The organism is Thauera sp. WB-2 (assembly GCF_027594845.1).
Taxonomy (GTDB): domain Bacteria; phylum Pseudomonadota; class Gammaproteobacteria; order Burkholderiales; family Rhodocyclaceae; genus Thauera; species Thauera mechernichensis.
On the sequence record NZ_CP088935.1, the window covers coordinates 2,150,102 to 2,168,418 of the forward strand.

17 protein-coding genes are annotated in these 18,317 nt (G+C 65.7%); 11 read left to right on the top strand and 6 right to left on the bottom strand.

Annotated features, from left to right (window positions below; all coding sequences use genetic code 11):
• Positions 1-135: 135 nt before the first annotated feature.
• Positions 136-366, top strand: a complete 231-nt coding sequence (locus LQF09_RS09795) for an RNA-binding S4 domain-containing protein (protein ID WP_270069842.1) — start codon at positions 136-138, stop codon at positions 364-366.
• Here LQF09_RS09795 and LQF09_RS09800 read toward each other — a convergent pair.
• From LQF09_RS09800 to LQF09_RS09810, 3 genes are read right to left on the bottom strand one after another with little or no spacing between them, the layout of a single operon-like run.
• Positions 354-2,126 carry a potassium channel family protein gene (locus tag LQF09_RS09800; RefSeq protein WP_270069843.1) on the bottom strand — a complete coding sequence of 591 codons (1,773 nt, stop codon included), beginning with the start codon at positions 2,124-2,126 and terminating at the stop codon, positions 354-356. The genes LQF09_RS09795 and LQF09_RS09800 overlap by 13 nt on opposite strands.
• 24 nt (positions 2,127-2,150) lie before the next feature.
• Positions 2,151-2,534, bottom strand: a complete 384-nt coding sequence (locus tag LQF09_RS09805) for a DUF6394 family protein (RefSeq protein WP_002942318.1) — start codon at positions 2,532-2,534, stop codon at positions 2,151-2,153.
• A 16-nt stretch (positions 2,535-2,550) separates the two neighbouring features.
• Positions 2,551-2,937 (bottom strand): YchJ family protein, encoded by a 387-nt coding sequence (locus LQF09_RS09810; RefSeq protein WP_002942320.1) that lies wholly within the window; start codon positions 2,935-2,937, stop codon positions 2,551-2,553.
• A gap of 151 nt (positions 2,938-3,088) precedes the next feature.
• On the opposite strand from LQF09_RS09810, the gene LQF09_RS09815 reads away from it, so the two are divergent.
• The 5 genes from LQF09_RS09815 (at position 3,089) to LQF09_RS09835 (ending at position 10,419) form a co-directional block, all read left to right on the top strand.
• Positions 3,089-3,775 (top strand): DUF502 domain-containing protein, encoded by a 687-nt coding sequence (locus LQF09_RS09815; protein WP_002942323.1) that lies wholly within the window; start codon positions 3,089-3,091, stop codon positions 3,773-3,775.
• Between the two features lie 144 nt (positions 3,776-3,919).
• On the top strand, positions 3,920-6,517 hold the full coding sequence (acnB, locus tag LQF09_RS09820) for a bifunctional aconitate hydratase 2/2-methylisocitrate dehydratase (RefSeq protein WP_002927992.1): 2,598 nt from the start codon (positions 3,920-3,922) through the stop codon (positions 6,515-6,517).
• A 156-nt stretch (positions 6,518-6,673) separates the two neighbouring features.
• Positions 6,674-6,919 carry a type II toxin-antitoxin system CcdA family antitoxin gene (locus LQF09_RS09825; RefSeq protein WP_270067865.1) on the top strand — a complete coding sequence of 82 codons (246 nt, stop codon included), beginning with the start codon at positions 6,674-6,676 and terminating at the stop codon, positions 6,917-6,919.
• Complete coding sequence (locus LQF09_RS09830) at positions 6,919-7,218, top strand: CcdB family protein (protein ID WP_270067866.1); 300 nt, start codon at positions 6,919-6,921, stop codon at positions 7,216-7,218. Before LQF09_RS09825 ends, LQF09_RS09830 begins: the two co-directional genes overlap by 1 nt.
• A gap of 45 nt (positions 7,219-7,263) precedes the next feature.
• Complete coding sequence (locus LQF09_RS09835) at positions 7,264-10,419, top strand: DUF3427 domain-containing protein (RefSeq protein ID WP_270067867.1); 3,156 nt, start codon at positions 7,264-7,266, stop codon at positions 10,417-10,419.
• A gap of 133 nt (positions 10,420-10,552) precedes the next feature.
• Here the strand turns inward: LQF09_RS09835 and LQF09_RS09840 are convergent, their stop codons facing one another.
• Positions 10,553-11,590 (bottom strand): IS5 family transposase, encoded by a 1,038-nt coding sequence (locus LQF09_RS09840; protein WP_270067868.1) that lies wholly within the window; start codon positions 11,588-11,590, stop codon positions 10,553-10,555.
• Between the two features lie 175 nt (positions 11,591-11,765).
• Here LQF09_RS09840 and LQF09_RS09845 point away from each other — a divergent pair, with 175 nt between their 5' ends.
• From LQF09_RS09845 to LQF09_RS09860, 4 genes are all read left to right on the top strand, one after another.
• Positions 11,766-12,575 (top strand): ABC transporter substrate-binding protein, encoded by an 810-nt coding sequence (locus LQF09_RS09845; protein WP_270067869.1) that lies wholly within the window; start codon positions 11,766-11,768, stop codon positions 12,573-12,575.
• A gap of 138 nt (positions 12,576-12,713) precedes the next feature.
• Positions 12,714-13,775 carry a DUF2157 domain-containing protein gene (locus LQF09_RS09850; protein WP_270067870.1) on the top strand — a complete coding sequence of 354 codons (1,062 nt, stop codon included), beginning with the start codon at positions 12,714-12,716 and terminating at the stop codon, positions 13,773-13,775.
• Positions 13,772-14,635 (top strand): DUF4824 family protein, encoded by an 864-nt coding sequence (locus LQF09_RS09855; protein ID WP_270067871.1) that lies wholly within the window; start codon positions 13,772-13,774, stop codon positions 14,633-14,635. The genes LQF09_RS09850 and LQF09_RS09855 overlap by 4 nt, the downstream gene beginning before the upstream one ends.
• A gap of 459 nt (positions 14,636-15,094) precedes the next feature.
• On the top strand, positions 15,095-15,661 hold the full coding sequence (locus tag LQF09_RS09860; RefSeq protein ID WP_270067872.1) for a DUF5610 domain-containing protein: 567 nt from the start codon (positions 15,095-15,097) through the stop codon (positions 15,659-15,661).
• 15 nt (positions 15,662-15,676) lie between these two features.
• Here LQF09_RS09860 and LQF09_RS09865 read toward each other — a convergent pair whose 3' ends face one another.
• Positions 15,677-16,588: a LysR family transcriptional regulator gene (locus LQF09_RS09865; RefSeq protein ID WP_270067873.1), complete on the bottom strand. Its 912-nt coding sequence runs from the start codon at positions 16,586-16,588 to the stop codon at positions 15,677-15,679.
• A 120-nt stretch (positions 16,589-16,708) separates the two neighbouring features.
• On the opposite strand from LQF09_RS09865, the gene LQF09_RS09870 reads away from it, so the two are divergent.
• Positions 16,709-17,785 (top strand): tartrate dehydrogenase, encoded by a 1,077-nt coding sequence (locus LQF09_RS09870; RefSeq protein ID WP_270067874.1) that lies wholly within the window; start codon positions 16,709-16,711, stop codon positions 17,783-17,785.
• Positions 17,786-17,844: 59 nt separating this feature from the next.
• Here the strand turns inward: LQF09_RS09870 and LQF09_RS09875 are convergent, their stop codons facing one another.
• A complete protein-coding gene (locus LQF09_RS09875; protein ID WP_270067875.1) occupies positions 17,845-18,312 on the bottom strand; it encodes a universal stress protein in 468 nt (155 codons plus the stop codon).
• Between the last annotated feature and the right edge of the window lie 5 nt (positions 18,313-18,317).

The following is an 18,317-nucleotide window of genomic DNA, read 5'->3' on the forward strand; positions in this document are numbered from 1 at the left end:
CGCGACTGGCGCCGCTCCTGCGGTGCCCCGTAGCGCACGTCGCCTGCAGGGCGCGCGGCGCGGGCCGGCAGGCCGGATTCAATTGAGTTGGAACGGGCTCGCAGGCTACAGTGGCGGCCGTTTGTGGAGAAGATGATGACGATGCAGTTTGAAGTGCGCGGGGAGTACATCCAGCTTGACCAGTTGCTCAAGGCGAGCGGGCTGGTGGGCTCGGGGGGTGAAGCGCATGCCCTGGTCGAGCAGGGCGGTGTGGCGGTGGATGGCGTGTGCGAGACGCGCAAGCGCGCCAAGCTGAGGCCCGGGCAGCGCGTGCGCCTGGGCGGTTCGGAGGTGGTACTGGTCGCCGCGGGCGCTCAGGGCAGATAGCTGCCGTTGCTCTTTGGTCTGCCGTTCGCCGGGGCGGGCAGGCTTGCTCGCGCCTTGCTGCGCGCGAGACGCTCCCAGATCCAGCCGCCGGGCAGGTCTTCGCCGGTGAGCACGTAGTTGAGCGTGTGCTCGTTGCCGACGATGAGCCGGAAATCGTTCAGCGCGGCCGCGGTACCGGCGAGCAGCAGTTCGTCACCGGCTCGGATTGGCGTGTTGGCGGCCGGCATCAGCAGGTGGTCGTCGTCGTCGCGATCGAGGAATAGCACTTCGCAGTGCAGCGCCACGCTGCGATCGACCGGCGAGCGCAGCAGCATCGACAGCGTCACAGTCTCGCCGCGCATCAGGCGCCGGTAGAGGGCTGGGGCGCGGCTGAGGTTGATGCGTTCGCTGCGGATCTCGGGCACGGTCCAGCCCAGGCGGGTGGTGAGGCGTTCGAGGTGGGCACCGCACCAGTCCTCGTCACGCGTGCGCACCTCGGCGAGGAAGGGGGCGAGCAGCGGTGTGCTGAGGATGGCCAGGCATTCGTGGGCGATGATGCGGCTCGGTACTACGGTGATGTCCGATTCGAAGGCATCGAACAGGGCGCGGTTGTCGTAGTGGTTCTGGCGCAGGATGACGAACAGCCCGGGGTTGAGTTCGCGCGCGGTCACCGCGATCGACAGGTTGTCGACATCGGAGCTGGTGCCGCACACGATGCCGCTGGCGGTGGTCACGCCTGCTTCGGTGAGGGCGTCCTTGCCGGTGCCGTCGCCCTGCACCCAGCGGTGCACGCCGTCGCCCTTGGGCTCGATGTCGATGATCGTCACCGGCACCGCCTCGGCATCCATGGCATCCACCATCCAGCGCCCGAAGCGGCCATGGCCGCAGATGATCCAGTGTCCGCGCGGCGGGTCGCGTCGGCGTTCGAAGCGCGTGCCCGGCAACCCGGTGAGCCAGCCCATGAGCTGGGAAGCGTTGGGCGCATGCAGCGCTAGCGCCAGCGTCTCGCTGAAGCGTTCGAAGGGGTTGATGATGTGGCGGGTGCCGAAGGAGGCCATGTTTGCCGAGGTAGCGCGATGCTCGGCACGGCATACCGCCGGCACCTTGGGCGCCAGCAGGCGCGCCGAGATGGCCAGTGCGAGGTTGGTCTGGTCGTCGTTGGTGAGCGCAACCACGCCCGCGCAATGGGGGTGTGTGAGGCCGGCATACTTGAGCGTTTCGGGGTTGCCGGCGTCGGCGCAGATTGCCGGTACATCGAGCGCGTAGCTGTGCAGGTCGATCTCGCCCACCTTGTTGTCGTCGATTTCCAGCACGACGGCGCGCACGCCCTTGCGGTCCAGTGCCTGGCAGATGAGCCGGCCGGTCTCGCCATAGCCGGCGACCAGGTAGAACGGTTCGCGCAGGCGGCGCACCGCGCGCACGAAGCGCTGCATCGATATGGCCTGGCGCAGGCTGCGGTCCGACAGCAGGTTGAACACCGAGCCCAGCGTGTAGGCCCAGCCGATCACCGACATGTAGATGGAGATGGTCACCCACAGCCGCTGCTGGTCGGAGAATGAGTAGGGCACCTCACCGAAGCCGATCGTCGTCGCCGTGTAACTCATGAAGTACAGGGCGTGGAAGAAGCTCAGGTAGGTGACCTTGCCGTCGTCGTCCACGCCGGGTACCAGCGTGAGCCCGAGCACCGAGATCGCCATGATCGTGATCAGCATGATCAGCGGTGTGCGCATGCGCCGCATGATCAGGAAGAAGACGCTGTGGTGGCGGGCGAGCGGTTCCATGGCCGTTATCCGGGCGGGAGCAAGTCAGCGGCGCTGGATGATGGTCTCGGCGATGAGGATGACCACCGACACCATGTTGGCCAGCAGCGCGCCTGCGGACAGCGACACGATGCTGGCCGTGGCCTCCGGTGTCACGCCCGCTGCAGAGACGTGGGCAGCGTAGCCCCACACCATGGCCGCAGCCACCAGCTGGAGATCGGCCACCAGGCTGGTCGACAGGTGGATGGCACCGATCTGGGTGCGATCGCCGAACTTGAGCACGGTGGCGATCATGCTCACCACGAGGGCGGCGAACAGTTCGTAGATGTGATGATGGGTGGGGTTGTCGAAGTCGCCGAGCACGAAGCCGAAGTTGAGCGTGGCAGCGAGCACGATGAAGAAGCCGAAGATGACTTTTTCGAGGTTCATGGCGGGCAGGTCCGGGTCAAAAAAGGGTTCCGTCGACGTAGTACCAGCGCTCGTCGACACGCACGAAGCGGCTGCGCTCGTGCAGCCGGTGGGCGCGGCCACCGATACGGTAGCGGGCGACGAACTCGACCTCGGCGCGGTCGGGGGCGCAGCGTACATGGTCCCTGACCTGCAGGCCGATCCAGCGTACCGCCGGCTCATTGGCTAGGTCGAGCGCAGCCGGGCGCGTGCTGGGGTGCCAGGTGGCGAGCAGATAGTCTTCGCGGCCGAGCACGAAGGCGGTATAGCGCGAGCGCATGAGGGCTTCGGCACTGGCGGCCGGTGCGCCGCTGTCTAGCAACAACGCGCAGCAGTGCGCATGGAGGCGGCTGGAGCCGCAGGGGCAGGGCTGGTCTGGCTTCATGCTGGATCAAAATGCTGCAATGCCCCGATTCTGCCCGAATTCGACGCATGCACAGAGAAAACCGCTAACGCGCATGGGATGCCGCGCGGCGGGCAGCGGGCTTGCGGTATCCTCGCACGCTTTCACATCCGCTTAACGAACCGCGCTCGCGATGGACAAAGACACACAACAACGCATCCGCACCACCCGGCGCTACCTGCTGATCGGCCTGTTGACGGCCGCGCCGCTGTGGGTCACCTGGCTCGTATTCGACTTCATCTTCACCCAGCTCTCGAAGCTGGGCACGCCCTGGGTCGTTGCCATCTCGCGCGGCCTGCGGCGCAACTACCCGGCGATTGCCGATTTCATCCTGCTTCCGCAGTTCCAGTCGGTACTGGGCGTCATCTTCACCCTGGTGGTGCTCTACCTGCTGGGCTGGCTGGCTTCGCTGGTCATCGGCCAGCGCATCATCGACTGGCTCGAGCGCCTGGTGCAGAACATTCCGCTGGTGGCGGCCATCTACGGCGGCACCAAGCGATTTCTCGCCGCCGTCAAGGAGAAGCCCGCTGGCGTGCAGCGCGTCGTGCTGATCAGTTTCCCCAGTCCGGACATGAAGGCAGTGGGCTTCGTCACCCGGGTGATCCGCGACGAGACCACCGGTGAGGAACTGGCCGCCGTGTATGTGCCGACTTCGCCCAATCCGACCTCTGGATACATCGAGATCGTGCCGGTGTCGAAGGTCGTGTCGACCGACTGGACCATGGACGAAGCAATGAGCTTCGTGATGACCGGAGGCGCCACCTCGCCGGCGAACATCCGTTATCGCGCGGCAGGCGAAAGCCGCGCCGGAGAGGAGTAGAATCTGCAAGTTTTCACCCGGATCACATGTCTGCTTGCTGCGCTGCACCGCAAGTCTTATAAAAGACATATAATCCAGTTCGATCCGCAAGGGTGATCCCCGTGCGGAGCCTTGATCACCGCCACGAAAAGTGAGGAAGTCGCCGTGCTTGAAGCCTACCGTGCCCATGTCGCCGAACGTGCCGCCCTCGGAATCCCGCCGCTGCCGCTGTCCAAGCAGCAGGTCACCGAGCTGGTCGAGCTGCTGAAGAACCCCCCCGCCGGCGAGGAGGCCTTCCTCGTCGAGCTCCTCACCTATCGTGTGCCGGCTGGCGTCGATGACGCAGCCAAGGTCAAGGCCGAGTTCCTCGCCAAGGTTGCCAAGGGCGAAGAGGCCTGTGGCCTGGTATCGCGCGCCAAGGCCACCGAACTGCTCGGCACCATGCTGGGCGGCTTCAACATCAAGCCGATGATCGACCTGCTGGGCGACGCCGAAGTGGGCGCAGTCGCGGCCGAGGGCCTCAAGAAGACCCTGCTGATGTTCGACTACTTCCACGACGTCAAGGAGCTGGCCGCCGCCGGCAACGCCAACGCCAAGGCCGTCATGCAGTCGTGGGCCGACGCCGAGTGGTTCACCAGCCGCCCGGAAGTCCCCGCCTCGCAGAAGCTCACCGTGTTCAAGGTCACCGGCGAGACCAACACCGACGACCTGTCGCCCGCACCGGACGCCTGGTCGCGCCCCGACATCCCGCTGCACGCGCTGGCCATGCTCAAGAACCCGCGCCCGGGCATCGAGCCGGAAGAGGCCGGCGTGCGTGGTCCGGTCAAGTTCCTCGAGGAGCTCAAGGCCAAGGGCAACCTGGTCGCCTACGTTGGCGACGTGGTTGGTACCGGTTCCTCGCGCAAGTCCGCTACCAACTCGGTGCTGTGGTTCACCGGTGAGGACATCCCCTTCGTGCCGAACAAGCGCTTCGGCGGCGTGTGCCTGGGCTCCAAGATCGCCCCGATCTTCTTCAATACCATGGAAGACGCCGGCGCGCTGCCGATCGAGATCGACGCCGGCCAGATGGACATGGGCGACGAGATCGAGCTCAAGGTCGACCACGCCACCGGCAAGGTCACCGCGCTGAAGAACGGCGCCATGATCGCCGAGTCGCAGCTGAAGACCCTGGTGATCCTGGACGAAGTGCGCGCAGGTGGCCGCATCCCGCTGATCATCGGCCGTGGCCTCACCACCAAGGCGCGTGAGGCCCTCGGCCTGCCGCCCTCGACGCTCTTCCGCCTGCCGCAGGCCCCCGCCGACACCGGCAAGGGCTTCTCGCTGGCGCAGAAGATGGTCGGCCGCGCCTGCGGCATGCCGGAAGGTCAGGGCATCCGTCCGGGCACCTACTGCGAACCCAAGATGACCACCGTCGGCAGCCAGGATACCACCGGCCCGATGACCCGCGACGAGCTCAAGGACCTCGCCTGCCTCGGCTTCTCCGCCGACCTGGTAATGCAGTCCTTCTGCCACACCGCGGCCTACCCGAAGCTGGTCGACGTCAAGATGCACCGTGAGCTGCCGAGCTTCATCAGCACCCGCGGCGGCGTGTCGCTGCGCCCGGGCGACGGTGTCATCCACTCCTGGCTCAACCGCCTGCTGCTGCCCGACACCGTCGGCACCGGCGGCGACAGCCACACCCGCTTCCCGATCGGCATCTCCTTCCCGGCCGGCTCCGGCCTGGTGGCCTTTGCCGCCGCGACCGGCGTGATGCCGCTCGACATGCCGGAATCGGTGCTGGTGCGCTTCAAGGGCACGATGCAGCCGGGCGTCACGCTGCGTGACCTGGTCAACGCGATCCCGCTGTACGCCATCCGCCAGGGCCTGCTGACGGTCGAGAAGAAGGGCAAGAAGAACATCTTCTCCGGCCGCATCCTCGAGATCGAAGGCCTGCCGGATCTGAAGGTCGAACAGGCTTTCGAACTGACCGACGCTTCGGCCGAGCGCTCCGCCGCCGGCTGCACGGTCCACCTCAACAAGGCGCCGATCGTCGAGTACATGAACTCGAACATCACCCTGATGAAGTGGATGATCGCCAACGGCTACCAGGATGCCCGCACCCTCAAGCGCCGCATCAAGGCCATGGAAGACTGGATCGCCAACGGCGAGCTGCTCTCCGGTGATGCCGACGCCGACTATGCCGCCGTGATCGAGATCGATCTGGCCGACATCAAGGAGCCGATCGTCGCCTGCCCGAACGACCCGGATGACGTCAAGCTGCTGTCCGAAGTCGCTGGCGACAAGATCGACGAAGTCTTCATCGGCTCGTGCATGACCAACATCGGCCACTTCCGCGCTGCCGGCAAGGTGCTCGACGGCAAGACCGACATCCCGACCCGCCTGTGGATCGCCCCGCCCACCAAGATGGACGCGATGATCCTCAACGAGGAAGGCTACTACGGCGTGCTCGGCAAGTCCGGCGCCCGCATGGAGATGCCGGGCTGCTCGCTGTGCATGGGCAACCAGGCGCAGATCCGCAAGGGCAGCACCGCGATGTCGACCTCGACGCGTAACTTCCCCAACCGCCTGGGCATCGACACCCGCGTCTATTTGGGTTCGGCCGAGCTGGCCGCGGTGTGCGCGCTGATGGGCAAGATCCCGACCGTGCAGGAGTACCTGGCGCAGGTGGAGGTGGTGAACAAGAAAGCCGCCGACATCTACCGCTACATGAACTTCGACCAGATCGAGGAATTCCGCTCGGTCGCGGATACGGTGGAAGTTTGAGTCGGTAGGTCGCTGGAAGGCTGGGACGGCCGGAGGCTGTCCTGGTCGAGAGGCCCCTCGTCAGCAATGGCGGGGGGTTTTGCTTTATGTGGGCGTGAATGCGCATGAAGTTCCACATCTATAATGGAGGCACTTGTTTCAGGAGGCGACTCCATCATGATGCACACGACCATCCCCGGCGCAGCCCGCAAAGCGACGAACGTGACGCTCGATGAAGCCTTGCTTGTAGAGGCGAAGGCTCTGCGCATCAACATCTCGCAGGCGGCCGAGGCCGGTTTGGCGCACGCCGTGGCGGAGCGCCGTGCAGCGCAATGGCTCGAAGAGAACCGAGGCGCGCTCGACAGCTCGAATGCCTATGTCGAGCAGCACGGCTTGCCGCTCGCGCAGTTTCGGAACTTCTGATGGCACGCTTCGACGTCTACCGGAACAGCGCGGGCGAGGGCTTTCTGCTCGACGTTCAAGCCGACCTGCTGAGCCACCTGAATACCCGGGTCGTCGTGCCGCTGCTGCCGAGCGGTGGCGAGCTCCAGCCGGCCAGAGGGCTGAATCCCGTCTTTGAGATCGAAGGCGGCCGTTTCGTGATGGTTACCCAGTTCCTGGCGACGGTGCCGATCAGCCTGCTCAAGGCGCCGATGGCGCGCCTGGGCGCTTTCAGGGCCGAAATTACGACAGCGCTGGATATGCTGTTTCAGGAGTTCTGAAGTCTCAGGGGCCAATCGTCATGGCGGAGGACCAGTGGGAATCGTATGACACTGCCTGATGGTCTCTACGACCAGCTCCTCACCGAGGCCCTCCGCGACGCCGTTACCCGTGCGACCGACGCGCACGCGCACAGCCTCAAGCCCCTCACCGCCGAGGACGCCCCCGAGCGCCTCTCGGACGCCCTCGCCGTCCAACTCTCCCGCATCCTCGACGACCTGCACGGCGATGGCGCCGAGAAGCTCCGCCAGCAGCTCGACTTGGTCAACTTCCTCCTCGTCAGCCTCAAGCAGCGCCTCGGCAGGCGCGCCGACGACGCCGAGACGCTGGCCGCGCCGCCACAGATTCTCCAGGCCATCCACCAGCAGTCGCCCAGGCCGGCGATCCCGGAGACCGGCCTGGCCTTCCCCTGGCTCTTCACTGCGGGGAAGGGCTCGCCGTCGCTGCTGACCGAGCTGCGCCGCGAGCTGGCGGCCTGCGATCAGGTGGACATCCTGGTGAGCTTCATCACCCATTCCGGCGTGCGCAAGCTGCTCGACATCCTGCAGTCGATCACCGCGGTCGGGCCCGATGGCGAGCCGCGCACGCGGCTGCGCGTGCTTACCACCACCTACACGGGGGCGACCGAGATCCGCGCGCTGGACGAACTCGCCCGGTTGCCGGGCTGTGAGATCCGCGTGTCGCTCGACGGCCGGCGCACCCGACTGCACGCCAAGGCCTGGCTGTTCCGCCGCAGCACCGGCTTTGGTTCCGCCTACGTGGGCAGCGCCAACCTGTCGGGCGCAGCCTTGATGGGCGGGCTGGAATGGACGGTGAAGTTCACCGAGCGCGGGCAGACAGATCTGTTCGAACGCGCCAGCGCGCACTTCGAGACGCTTTGGGAAGACAGCGAGTTTCAGGGCTACGACCATGCCAACCCGGCGCATCGCAAGGCGCTGGGCGAGGCGCTCAGGCGCGAGTCCGGCGACGAGCTGATCGCGCGCCCGACCTACTTCGACCTCGAGCCCAAGGCCTACCAGCAGGAGATGCTCGACCAACTGCAGATCGAGCGTGATCACGGCCGCTGGCGCAACCTGGTGGTGGCTGCGACCGGTACCGGTAAGACGGTGGTGGCGGCCTTCGACTACAAGCGGATCTGCCAGCAGGAGGGCGGGCGGCCACGGCTGCTGTTCGTGGCGCACCGTGAGGAGATCCTCAAGCAGGCGCTGCGCACCTATCGCGCGGTGCTGCGCGACCATTCCTTCGGCGAGGTGCTGGTCGGCGGCGCGCAGCCTGAGGGCTTCGAGCATCTGTTCGCCACTATCGACAGCGTGTCCGCCCGCGAGCTGGTGTCGCGCTGCGGCGCCGATTACTGGCACAACGTGGTGATCGACGAGTGCCATCGCCTGGCGGCGGATCGCTTCGATGCCTTTGTCAGCACTGTGCGCCCGCGCGTGCTGCTCGGCCTGACGGCGACCCCGGAGCGCAGCGATGGCAAGCCGATCCTGGGCTATTTCGACAATCGCTCGGATGGCTCCCCTGCGGTCGAGCTTAGACTGTGGCACGCGCTCGACCAGCAGTTGCTGTGCCCCTTCGAGTATTACGCCTGCGACGACGAGACGGATTTCTCCGCGGTGCCCTGGCAGCAGGCGGGCGAGGTGGCGGCGATCGAGAGGCTGGTCACCGGCAACGACGTCCGCGCGCGTCTGGTGCTCGACGAGTGGCGGCGCCTGGCGGGCGACCCGGCGCGCGGGCGCGCGCTGGTGTTCTGCGTCTCGGTGGCGCATGCGCAGGACATGACGGCGCGGCTGAACCGGGCCGGTATCAAGGCGCTGTGCGTGGTGGGCGACACGCCCACGGACGAACGCCGCCGTGCACCAGAGCTTCTGGCCCGCGGCGAAGTGGCCGCGCTGGTGACCTGCGACCTGTACAACGAGGGCGTCGACCTTCCGCTCGTCGACACGCTGCTCCTGCTTCGCCCGACGCAGAGCCCGGTGCTGTTCCAGCAGCAGATCGGCCGCGGCCTACGCCTGGCCAAGGGCAAGGAGAGCTGCCTGATCCTCGATTTCGTCGGTCGGCACCGCGAGGAATTCCGCTTCGACCGCCTGCTGTCGACGCTCACCGGGCTGTCGCGTGCGCAGTTGATCGAGGCGGTGGACAAGGGCTTCGGCCTGCTGCCGCCGGGTTGCCACATCCACCTGCAGCGCCAGACGCGCGAGCAGGTGCTGCGCAGCCTGCGCAAGCTGGTGCAACAGAACTGGCGGCGGCTGAAGGCGGAGCTGCAGGCCTACGCCACCTTGCGTGGACGTACCGACATCAGGCTCTCGAGCTTCCTCGCCGAGCAGGCGATCGAGCTCGACGACCTGTATCGCAGCAGCGGCCGCTCCGGCTGGACCAACCTCAAGCGCGACGCGGGGCTGCTGAACACGCCGGCGGGCAGCGAGGATGATTACTTCGGGCGGCGTTTTGGCGATCTGCTACACATCGACGACCCGGCGCGGACCGATCTGCTGTGCTCGCTGCGGGAGCCGGACGTGGTCTACCGGATGCTGGGCGAGCGGGAGCGCAGCTTGCTGCAGATGCTCGCCTACCAGCTCGATGCGCAGCAGCATCAGAAGGGGTGTGGCGAGGATTTCCTGCAGCGGCTTCAGCAGCACCCCGAGCACGCGGCCGAGCTCGCCGAGTTGGGCGGGGTCTTGCAGGCGCGCAGCAGCCTCCGCTTCCAGGCGGTGCCGGGTTTGGAGGATGTGCCGCTCAGCCTGCACGCGGCCTATGGTATCCGCGAGATCCTCACGGCGCTGGGCTGGCTGAGCCCGAGCCGGCGGACGCCGTTCCAGGCCGGTGTGCTTGCGCTGCACGAGCGCAGAGTCGAGTTGCTATTCGTGACGCTGGACAAGCGTGAGGGCTATCACGAGCGCATTGCATATCGGGATTATGCGATCAGCCCCGAGCTCTTCCACTGGCAGTCGCAGAACTCGGCGGGACCTGAAACCCCTGCCGGGCGGCGTTATTTGGAGAGCCTGGGCAATGGGTGGGGCTTCCAGCTTTTCGTGCGCATGGCCAAGGGGGCGCCGTATCGGGTGTGCGGGCCGGTCACGCTCGAGCGGGCGGAGGGTTCAAAGCCGATGAGCATCCACTGGCGGCTGGGTGTGCCTTTGCCCGGGCGGCTGTTCAGGGACTTCAGCATCTTGAGGGCACCTCGAATAACGCGAGGTTTTCGTTGAATCCCGCCGCCAAACAATGACAGCGACCGAACTCGGTTCAATTTCTCCGGCAAATCACCGCTTTTCTCTGCGGTGTCGCTCCGTTTTCTCTTCGAATCGCCCGGGAAATCGGCGATTCGGCCCATTTCGGGCGTCAGAAAGCCTCGATTCCGGCCTTCTGGAAGTACACCAGCCGCTTCAGGTTGTAGCAGGCGGCCATCATCGTCATCGCAAAGTTCGCTCGCGCCTGGCCGATCGTGCGGATCAGCTTGCCACCCATCTGATCGATGGCCGCGAACACGTGCTCGACACGGGCGCGCGTCTTGGCGATGCGATGGTTACGCCCTTGCTGACACTCAGACAGCGGCTTGTTGCGCGTACCCTTTCTCTGAATCTGGTTCCGGTAACCCTTGTCCTTCAACCAGTCTTCACGCCCCTTGGACGTGTAGCCCCGGTCCGCATAGACGTCTCGGCTCGTGTTCAGGGTGTAGAACACGCTCTCGAAGTGCTGGCTGTCGTGGATGCTGGCCGTACCCGTCTCGATCTTGCGGATGACCTTGTACTTCTTGTCGACGTTGATCGAGAGCTTGTAGCCGAAGTGACTCTTGCCGTGCTTCTTGGTCCAGGTGGCATCGGTGTCTTTCTGGCGCCGTTTGGCCGGTTTCCAGTCGGCCGGCATCGCCCCTTCCTTGACGAGCTTGTTCTCTTCACGGCTGTTGCGTTGCTTGGGCGCGGGCACCAGCGTGGCGTCGATGATCTGACCACCGCGGGCGATGAAACCGCGCTTGAGCAGTTGGGCCGACACGCCGTCGAACAGGACCTTCGCGCCGGCTTCACCGATGCGATTCTCGAACGTCCACATCGTCGTTCGATCCGGAATATTGATCGCGCTGGCCAACCCGCAGAAGCGCTTGTAGCTCATCCGGTCAAGCAACTGATACTCCATCTGTTCATCCGACAGGTTGTACAGCCGCTTCAACACCAGAATGCGTACCATCGTCTCGGTCGGATACGGCGGACGACCGCCTTGCGGACTCACCGGACGCGGCGCCACCCGATCCACTTCCGCCGCCAACGCCCCGAAGTCGATGTACGACTCGATTTCGGCCAGTGGATCTCCGAGCGTGTCGATCTTCTTGCGGTGATGCTCGTCGGCGAACAGGTCGGTCTTGATGGCGGTGCGTTTCTTCATGGCTGGTGGCAGAGAACGAAATCAGGACAATCCAATTTTACCAATCACAGAGGTGCCGAGGTTTTTCGAGGCGCCCTTGAGAGGGGCGTGAGCGGCAGGGGCGGGCGGTCTGAGTGGGAAGATTTGCGGTTGGCGCCGCGCCTGCAAGCGCTCGCAGGTGGAGGATAATCGGCGCATGAAAACACGCCGCCTCCCCTCCCGCATCGTCTGCCTCACCACCGAAACCGTCGAAGTCCTCTACGCCCTGGGCGAGGAAGCCCGTATTGCGGGCATCACGGGTTACACCGTGATCCCGCCGCGCGCGCGCAAGGAGAAGCCCAAGGTGTTTGCCTTCTCCAGCGGCGACCTGGAGAAGATCCTCGCGGTCAATCCCGACCTGGTGCTGGGTTTTTCCGACATGCAGGCCGACGTGGCGCGCGACCTGATCAAGGCGGGCGTGGCGGTGCATGTGTTCAACCAGCGCAGCGTGGACGGCATCCTGGCGATGATCGAGACGCTGGGCCGCCTGATCGGAGCGGAGGATCGCGCGCTGGCCCTGGTCGAGGAGCTCGAGGCGACGATGGCGGCGGTGCGTGCGCAGGCTGCTGCGCTGCCGCGGCGACCGCGGGTCTATTTCGAGGAGTGGGACGAGCCGCCGATCAGTGCGGTGGGCTGGGTGTCGGAGCTGATCGGGATCGCTGGCGGCGAGGATGTCTTCGCCGAGCGCGCATGCCATCCGGGCGCGGCCCAGCGCATCCTGGCCGATCCCCTGGAGGCGGCCAGGCGGGCGCCGGACATCGTGGTCGGCTCGTGGTGTGGCAAGCGCTTCCGCCCCGAGCGCGTGGCAGCGCGCGCCGGCTGGGAGGACGTACCGGCAGTGCGCGATGGCGAATTGCACGAGGTGAAATCGGCGTTGATTCTGGCGCCCGGACCGGTGGCGATCCGCGAAGGCTTGCCGGCGCTGGCCGAGCTGATTGCGCGCTGGGCAGTGCGCCAACACGCCTGAGGCGGCAACGGCGGCGGCGACGCCGTACAGCCGGCCCGCTGGCAGTGCGGGATTCGTGGCCTGCCTTGACTTGCCGGGCCGCGCTGCGCCGGATACGCTCACGTCATTGAACACGTTTCGAGAGGCAATCTGCCCACCATGAGCCCTTCCACCCGTAGCGAAGCCCAGCAGCGCGTTGACGATATCCATGCCTTTCGTGTGGAACTCGCCCGCCTCGAAGGCGAGGGCGTGCTCCAACTCGAGCGCGCACAGCGGCAGGCGCTGACGCGCCACCACGACAGCGTGCTGGACGACTTTGCGGTGCGCTTCGACATCGACCGCGACACCCAGGCGCGCCAGCTCTCCCTGGGCATGCGTGTGGCCTCATTCCTTGGCGCACTGGCCTTGGCGGCGAGCGTGTTCTTTCTGTTCTACCAGTTCTGGGGCTTCTTCACCGAGACCGCCCAGGTCGCGACCCTGATCGGCGCCAGCCTGGCCAGCCTGGGGCTCACGGCATGGATCCAGGGCCGCGATGCTTCGGGCTACTTCACCAAGCTTGCGGCCATGGTGGCGTTTGCCTGCTTCGTGCTCAACCTCTACATGCTGGGGCAGATCTTCAACGTCACACCGTCGGATACGGTGCTGCTGCCCTGGGCCACGTTCGCCTTCCTGCTTGCCTACCGTTATGACTTGCGTCTGCTGCTGGCTGCGGGCATTTGCTGCGTCATCGCCTGGGTGTCGGCGAGGGTGGGGGCCTTTGGTGGCGTGTACTGGCTGTCGGCCGGTGAGTGGCCTGAGCATTACTTCCCGGTCGGTGCTCTGCTACTCGCAGTGCCGATGCTGATTTCGCATCGGCGCTTTGCCGGCTTCGAGGCCATCTATCGTGTGTTCGGCTTGCTTTGCTTGCTGGTGCCGATGCTGATCCTGGGGCACTGGGGGCGGGGCAGTCACCTGGACATCGACCCCTGGCTCATCGAGGGCGGCTATCAGGTGGCGGGCTTTGTGGTCAGTGCGCTGGCGATCTGGATGGGCGCACGGCGCTCGTTGAACGACATGGTCAACACCGGCATCGTGTTCTTCGTGCTCCTTCTCTATACCAAGTTCTTCGACTGGTGGTGGGCCATCATGCCGAAATGGTTGTTCTTCCTCGTGCTCGCGCTGTCGGCGATCCTGGTCCTGGTCGTGCTACGGCGTCTGCGTGGGCGCGGGGTGCCGGCATGAACACGCGTACGCTTACCCTGGCCTTGGGGGCCGCGATAATCGTGGTGGCCAATGCTGTCGCTTTGGGCGGGGTCGCCTGGAACCGTAGCGGCGAACCCGAGAGCCGCCTGGCGCTGTCGCAGCGCGAACTGGCGAAGACGGCTGAATGGCGGGCTCACCATGAGGACAGCGGCCTCGCACTGTCGTTGAAATGGCGCATACCGCGCGCCGGGCAGGAAGCTTACGAGAAGAACGGCTACTGGAGCTATGGCGGCAGCCCGTCCTGGCTGGACGAGCGCCGCCTTGCCGAGCTGGGTTTCGATGTTGAGCGTGCGAAGGCACAAGGGGCAGGGCAGCAGCCTTACCTGCGCAAGTCAGAGCGTGAGGTGCTGGTCGTGCTCGAGCTGGCCGGCGCGGCCTGGGAGCAGGCGCTGGAGGGGGCTCGCCGCAACCTCGCCGACAAGCAGGCTGCGCTGGCGGCGGAGCCCGATGCAGAGCAGGCCATCCGTGCGGAGAAGCAGGCGCGCGACTGGCTGGAGCGTGAAGAACGCCACAATAGCCGCCTCTTTGCCATTGACGCCGGCACCGACCTTGCAGGCCTGCGCGCGCAGTACCCCGACCGAAGCCGCTACATGATCCTGACTGCCCACCTGCGCCTGCATCGCAGTGCGAACGGCGACGAAGTCGTGCTGGGGGGATACCTGAACACCCGCGCCGGACACCGCATCAATGTGCCGCATGCCTTGCGCGGTACTTTTTCCGCTGCGCGGGTGGCGGAGGTGTACGAGGTGTATGAGGCGAGCGGAGCGGCGCCGTTTGGCGTGGTGCTTGCGGTGGGGCGGCGGCTTGAGCCGTGGATCGAGTCTGTCGTGCAGCGTTGAACGGGCACCGGTGCGCGGCGCCGTAATTGCCTTTGAAGGCTCGCGGCTTGCGCCGCTCCCAGTGGAGAGACTCACCCGCGGCGGCTGGCTTTGCAGGAGCGGCGCCAGCCGCGAGGGGTTGAAGGCGATGCGGGTGGGTGAGCGGCTAATGGAAGGCTCGCGACTAGCGTCGCTCCTACGGCCAACCCAGCGCGCGTCTCCCCTGTAGGAGCGGCGCCAGCCGCGAGCTTTTCCGAGCCAGACCCAGGCGGCATCGCATTCAACCCCCTCGCGGCTCGCGCCGCTCCTACAGCGCTCCAACCGCTGCCGATCGCTCCCTGTAACTGCGAGCTTCTGGGCGTCCCCGCTTTGACCATCAAGCCTTGCGGTGAAGCGAGGCGGGTGGGGAAGCGAAGAGGGTGATCGAGAACTAGAATGAAAGTGAAGGGTCCAGTATCCGAAGCCTAGAAGGAGACCGCAATGAGCCCGATTTCCGCCCCCCAGGCGAGCGGCATGCAGCAGTATGGCGCCAACGTCCAGCAGGGCGCTGGCGCGGCGCGGGCGCAGCCCTTGCCGACCCGGGCCGAGGCCCGTGAGCAGCTCAACGTGCAGATTCTGCAGTCGTCGATGGAGGTCTCGATCCGCTCTGGTGATGAATCACTCGCCCTGTTGCTGAGGTCGGCAATCGAAGGTATCAATGCGGCGCTCGCGCCGACGCTCGGCCCTGATGCGTTGCAGAACGCGATGACCCAGGACAACTCGGCTGAGGCAACGGCCGAACGTATCGTGTCGATGTCGACAGGCTTTTTCGAGGCTTATGCGTCGGGCCGGCCGGGCGAGGATGCCGAGACGGTGTTGCGCGATTTCATCGACGTGATCCGCGGGGGCTTCGAGCAGGGCTTCAACGAGGCGCGTGACATACTGAGCGGGCTGGGGGTGTTCAATGGCCAGGTCGAAGCCGACGTGATGAAGACGCGTGAACTGGTGCTGCAGGGGTACGACCGCTTCATCCTCGACCGCCTGCCGACGGCCGACCAGCAGGCCTGAGCCTTGCGTTGGCCGTCAGCCTTGCTGCGGTGCCGAGGCCTTGAACCAGGCCTCGAGAAACTCCACGCACACGCGCAGCTTGGCCGAGTGTGACAGCCGCGAGGGGTAGACGGCATACACGTCGGCTTCTTGCGCATAGTCGGGCAGGACGCGAACCAGTTCGCCGCTGGCGAGGCTCGGGCCAACGTCCCAGATCGAGCGCAGGATGATGCCGTGGCCATCGACTGCCCAGCGCCGCACCACTTCGCCATTGTTTGCAGACAACGGGCCGCCGACGCGGACCGTTTCCAGCCCCTGCGGGCCGCGCAGGCTCCAGCGCCCGAAATCCTGGTCGCGCTCACGGATCACGATGCAGTCGTGCGCAGCCAGCGCTTGCAGGCTGCTCGGGGCGCCGCGGCGCTCGAGGTAGGCGGGAGCGGCGCACAGGACGCGAGCGTTACCGGCGATCCGGCGCGAGATCAGGTTGGCTTCCTGCACCGTACCGATGCGAACGTCGAGTTGGAAGCCTTCGCCCACCAGGTCGACCGGGCGGTCGAGCAGTTCGAGCTGGATCTCCAACGCGGCATAGCGCTTGGCGAGTGCGGACAGCGCGGGGGCGAGGCAATTGCGGCCGAATCCGGAGCTGCAGCACAGCCGCAGCAATCCGGCCGGCTCGGCGCGGTGGCTGCTGATTGCCTCGGTCATCTGGTCGACATTGTCGAGTATGCGCTGGGCCCACTGGTGGACGATGTCGCCCTGCTCGGTGATGCGCAGGCTGCGTGTGCTGCGATGTACAAGGCGGGTTTGCAGGTTCTGCTCCAGCAGTGCGATCCGCTTGCTGATCAAGGCCTTGGAGACGCCGAGTTCGCGTGCCACGGCGCTGAAACTACGCTGGCGCACGAGTTCGCAGAAGAGACGGAGGTCTTCGAGTTGGGGTCTATTGTTCACTATTCATGTACATCGAGTTCACGCTTTCCTGGATTGTAGCTTTTTGGGTGAACGCTAAGCTTGGCGCTCGTGGCATGAGGATGCCGAGGGAGTTGTCTGGGCCAAGTGGAGGGAGCGGGAATGAAGACACACAGGATTGCGGTCATTGCAGGAGACGGAATTGGCAACGAGGTGATGCCGGAAGGCCTGCGCGTGGTGGAGGCGGCCGCGCGCAAGTTCGGCATCGGCTTGGCGTTCACCACCTTCGACTGGGCGCATTGCGGCTACTACGAGAAGCACGGGCAGATGATGCCGGCGGACTGGTTCGAGCAACTCCGAGGTTTCGATGCGATCTACTTCGGCGCGGTGGGCTGGCCTGGCAAGGTGCCCGATCACATTTCGCTGTGGGGCTCGCTGCTCAAGTTCCGGCGTGATTTCGACCAGTACGTGAACCTGCGCCCGGTGCGCCTGATGCCGGGCGTCCCCTGCCCACTGGCAAACCGGAAGGTCGGTGACATCGACTTTTACGTGGTGCGTGAGAATACCGAGGGCGAGTACTCGGCGATCGGGGGGCGCATGTTCGAGGGCACCGAGCGCGAAACGGTGATCCAGGAGTCGATCTTTACGCGCAAGGGTGTCGACCGGGTGCTGAAGTACGCGTTCGAGCTGGCGCAGCAGCGGCCGAAGAAGCATCTGACCTCGGCGACCAAGTCGAACGGGATGGCGATCAGCATGCCGTACTGGGACGAGCGTGTTGAGAACATGGCTGCCGTCTACCCCGATGTGCGCTGGGACAAGTACCACATCGACATCCTGACCGCGCGCTTCGTGCTCAGCCCGGAGCGCTTCGACGTGGTGGTGGCCTCAAACCTGTTCGGCGACATCCTGTCCGACCTGGGCCCGGCGTGCGCGGGGACGATCGCGATTGCGCCCTCGGCCAATCTCAACCCCGAGCGCAGCTTCCCGTCCCTGTTCGAGCCGGTTCATGGTTCGGCGCCAGACATTTACGGACGCAACATCGCCAATCCGGTGGGCATGATCTGGTCCGGGGCGATGATGCTCGACTTCCTGGGCAATGGGGATGCGGCCCATACCGCTGCACACGATGCCATCCTGCGTGCAATCGAGACCACGCTTGCCGAGGGGCCGCGCACGCCCGACATGGGTGGTACGGCCAGCACCAGCGACATCGGCAGGGCAATCGCCGCGGCGCTTTAAACGCAGCTGCCCGCCTGGGTGGCGGGCAGCGGGCGACACTTGGCGGGGGCCCAGGGGGGTTACTTGTCTTCGCCGTTCTGGCCGCGGACGATGAGCACGCTGATGCCGACCTTGCGCACGAGGTTCTCCGCCACGCTGCCGAGCAGCAGTCGGCGTACGCCGCGGCGGCCGTGGGAGCCGACCACCAGCAGGTCTGCACCCGAGCTCTTGACCGCTTCGGCGATCAGGTCGTCGGTGTGCTCGCCATGGCCGTGCAGCATGTGGATGCGCGCGTTTACACCTGCAGCCTGTGCCTGCTCGAGCGCGCGGTTCAGTACGCCCTTGCCGCCAGACTCGAGCGCGTCCTTGAGTTGATTGGCGTTGGAGGTGGTGACCCCGCCGCTGTGGAAGACATGGACGAGGTGCTCGTCGATGGCGTGGGCGATCTCGAGCAGCGCGCCGTGCACCTTGGCGACGCCGATGGCTTCGTCGAGTGCCTTCTGCGAGGTGCGGCTCTCGTCGATGGCGATGAATACGTGTTTGTACATGCGTG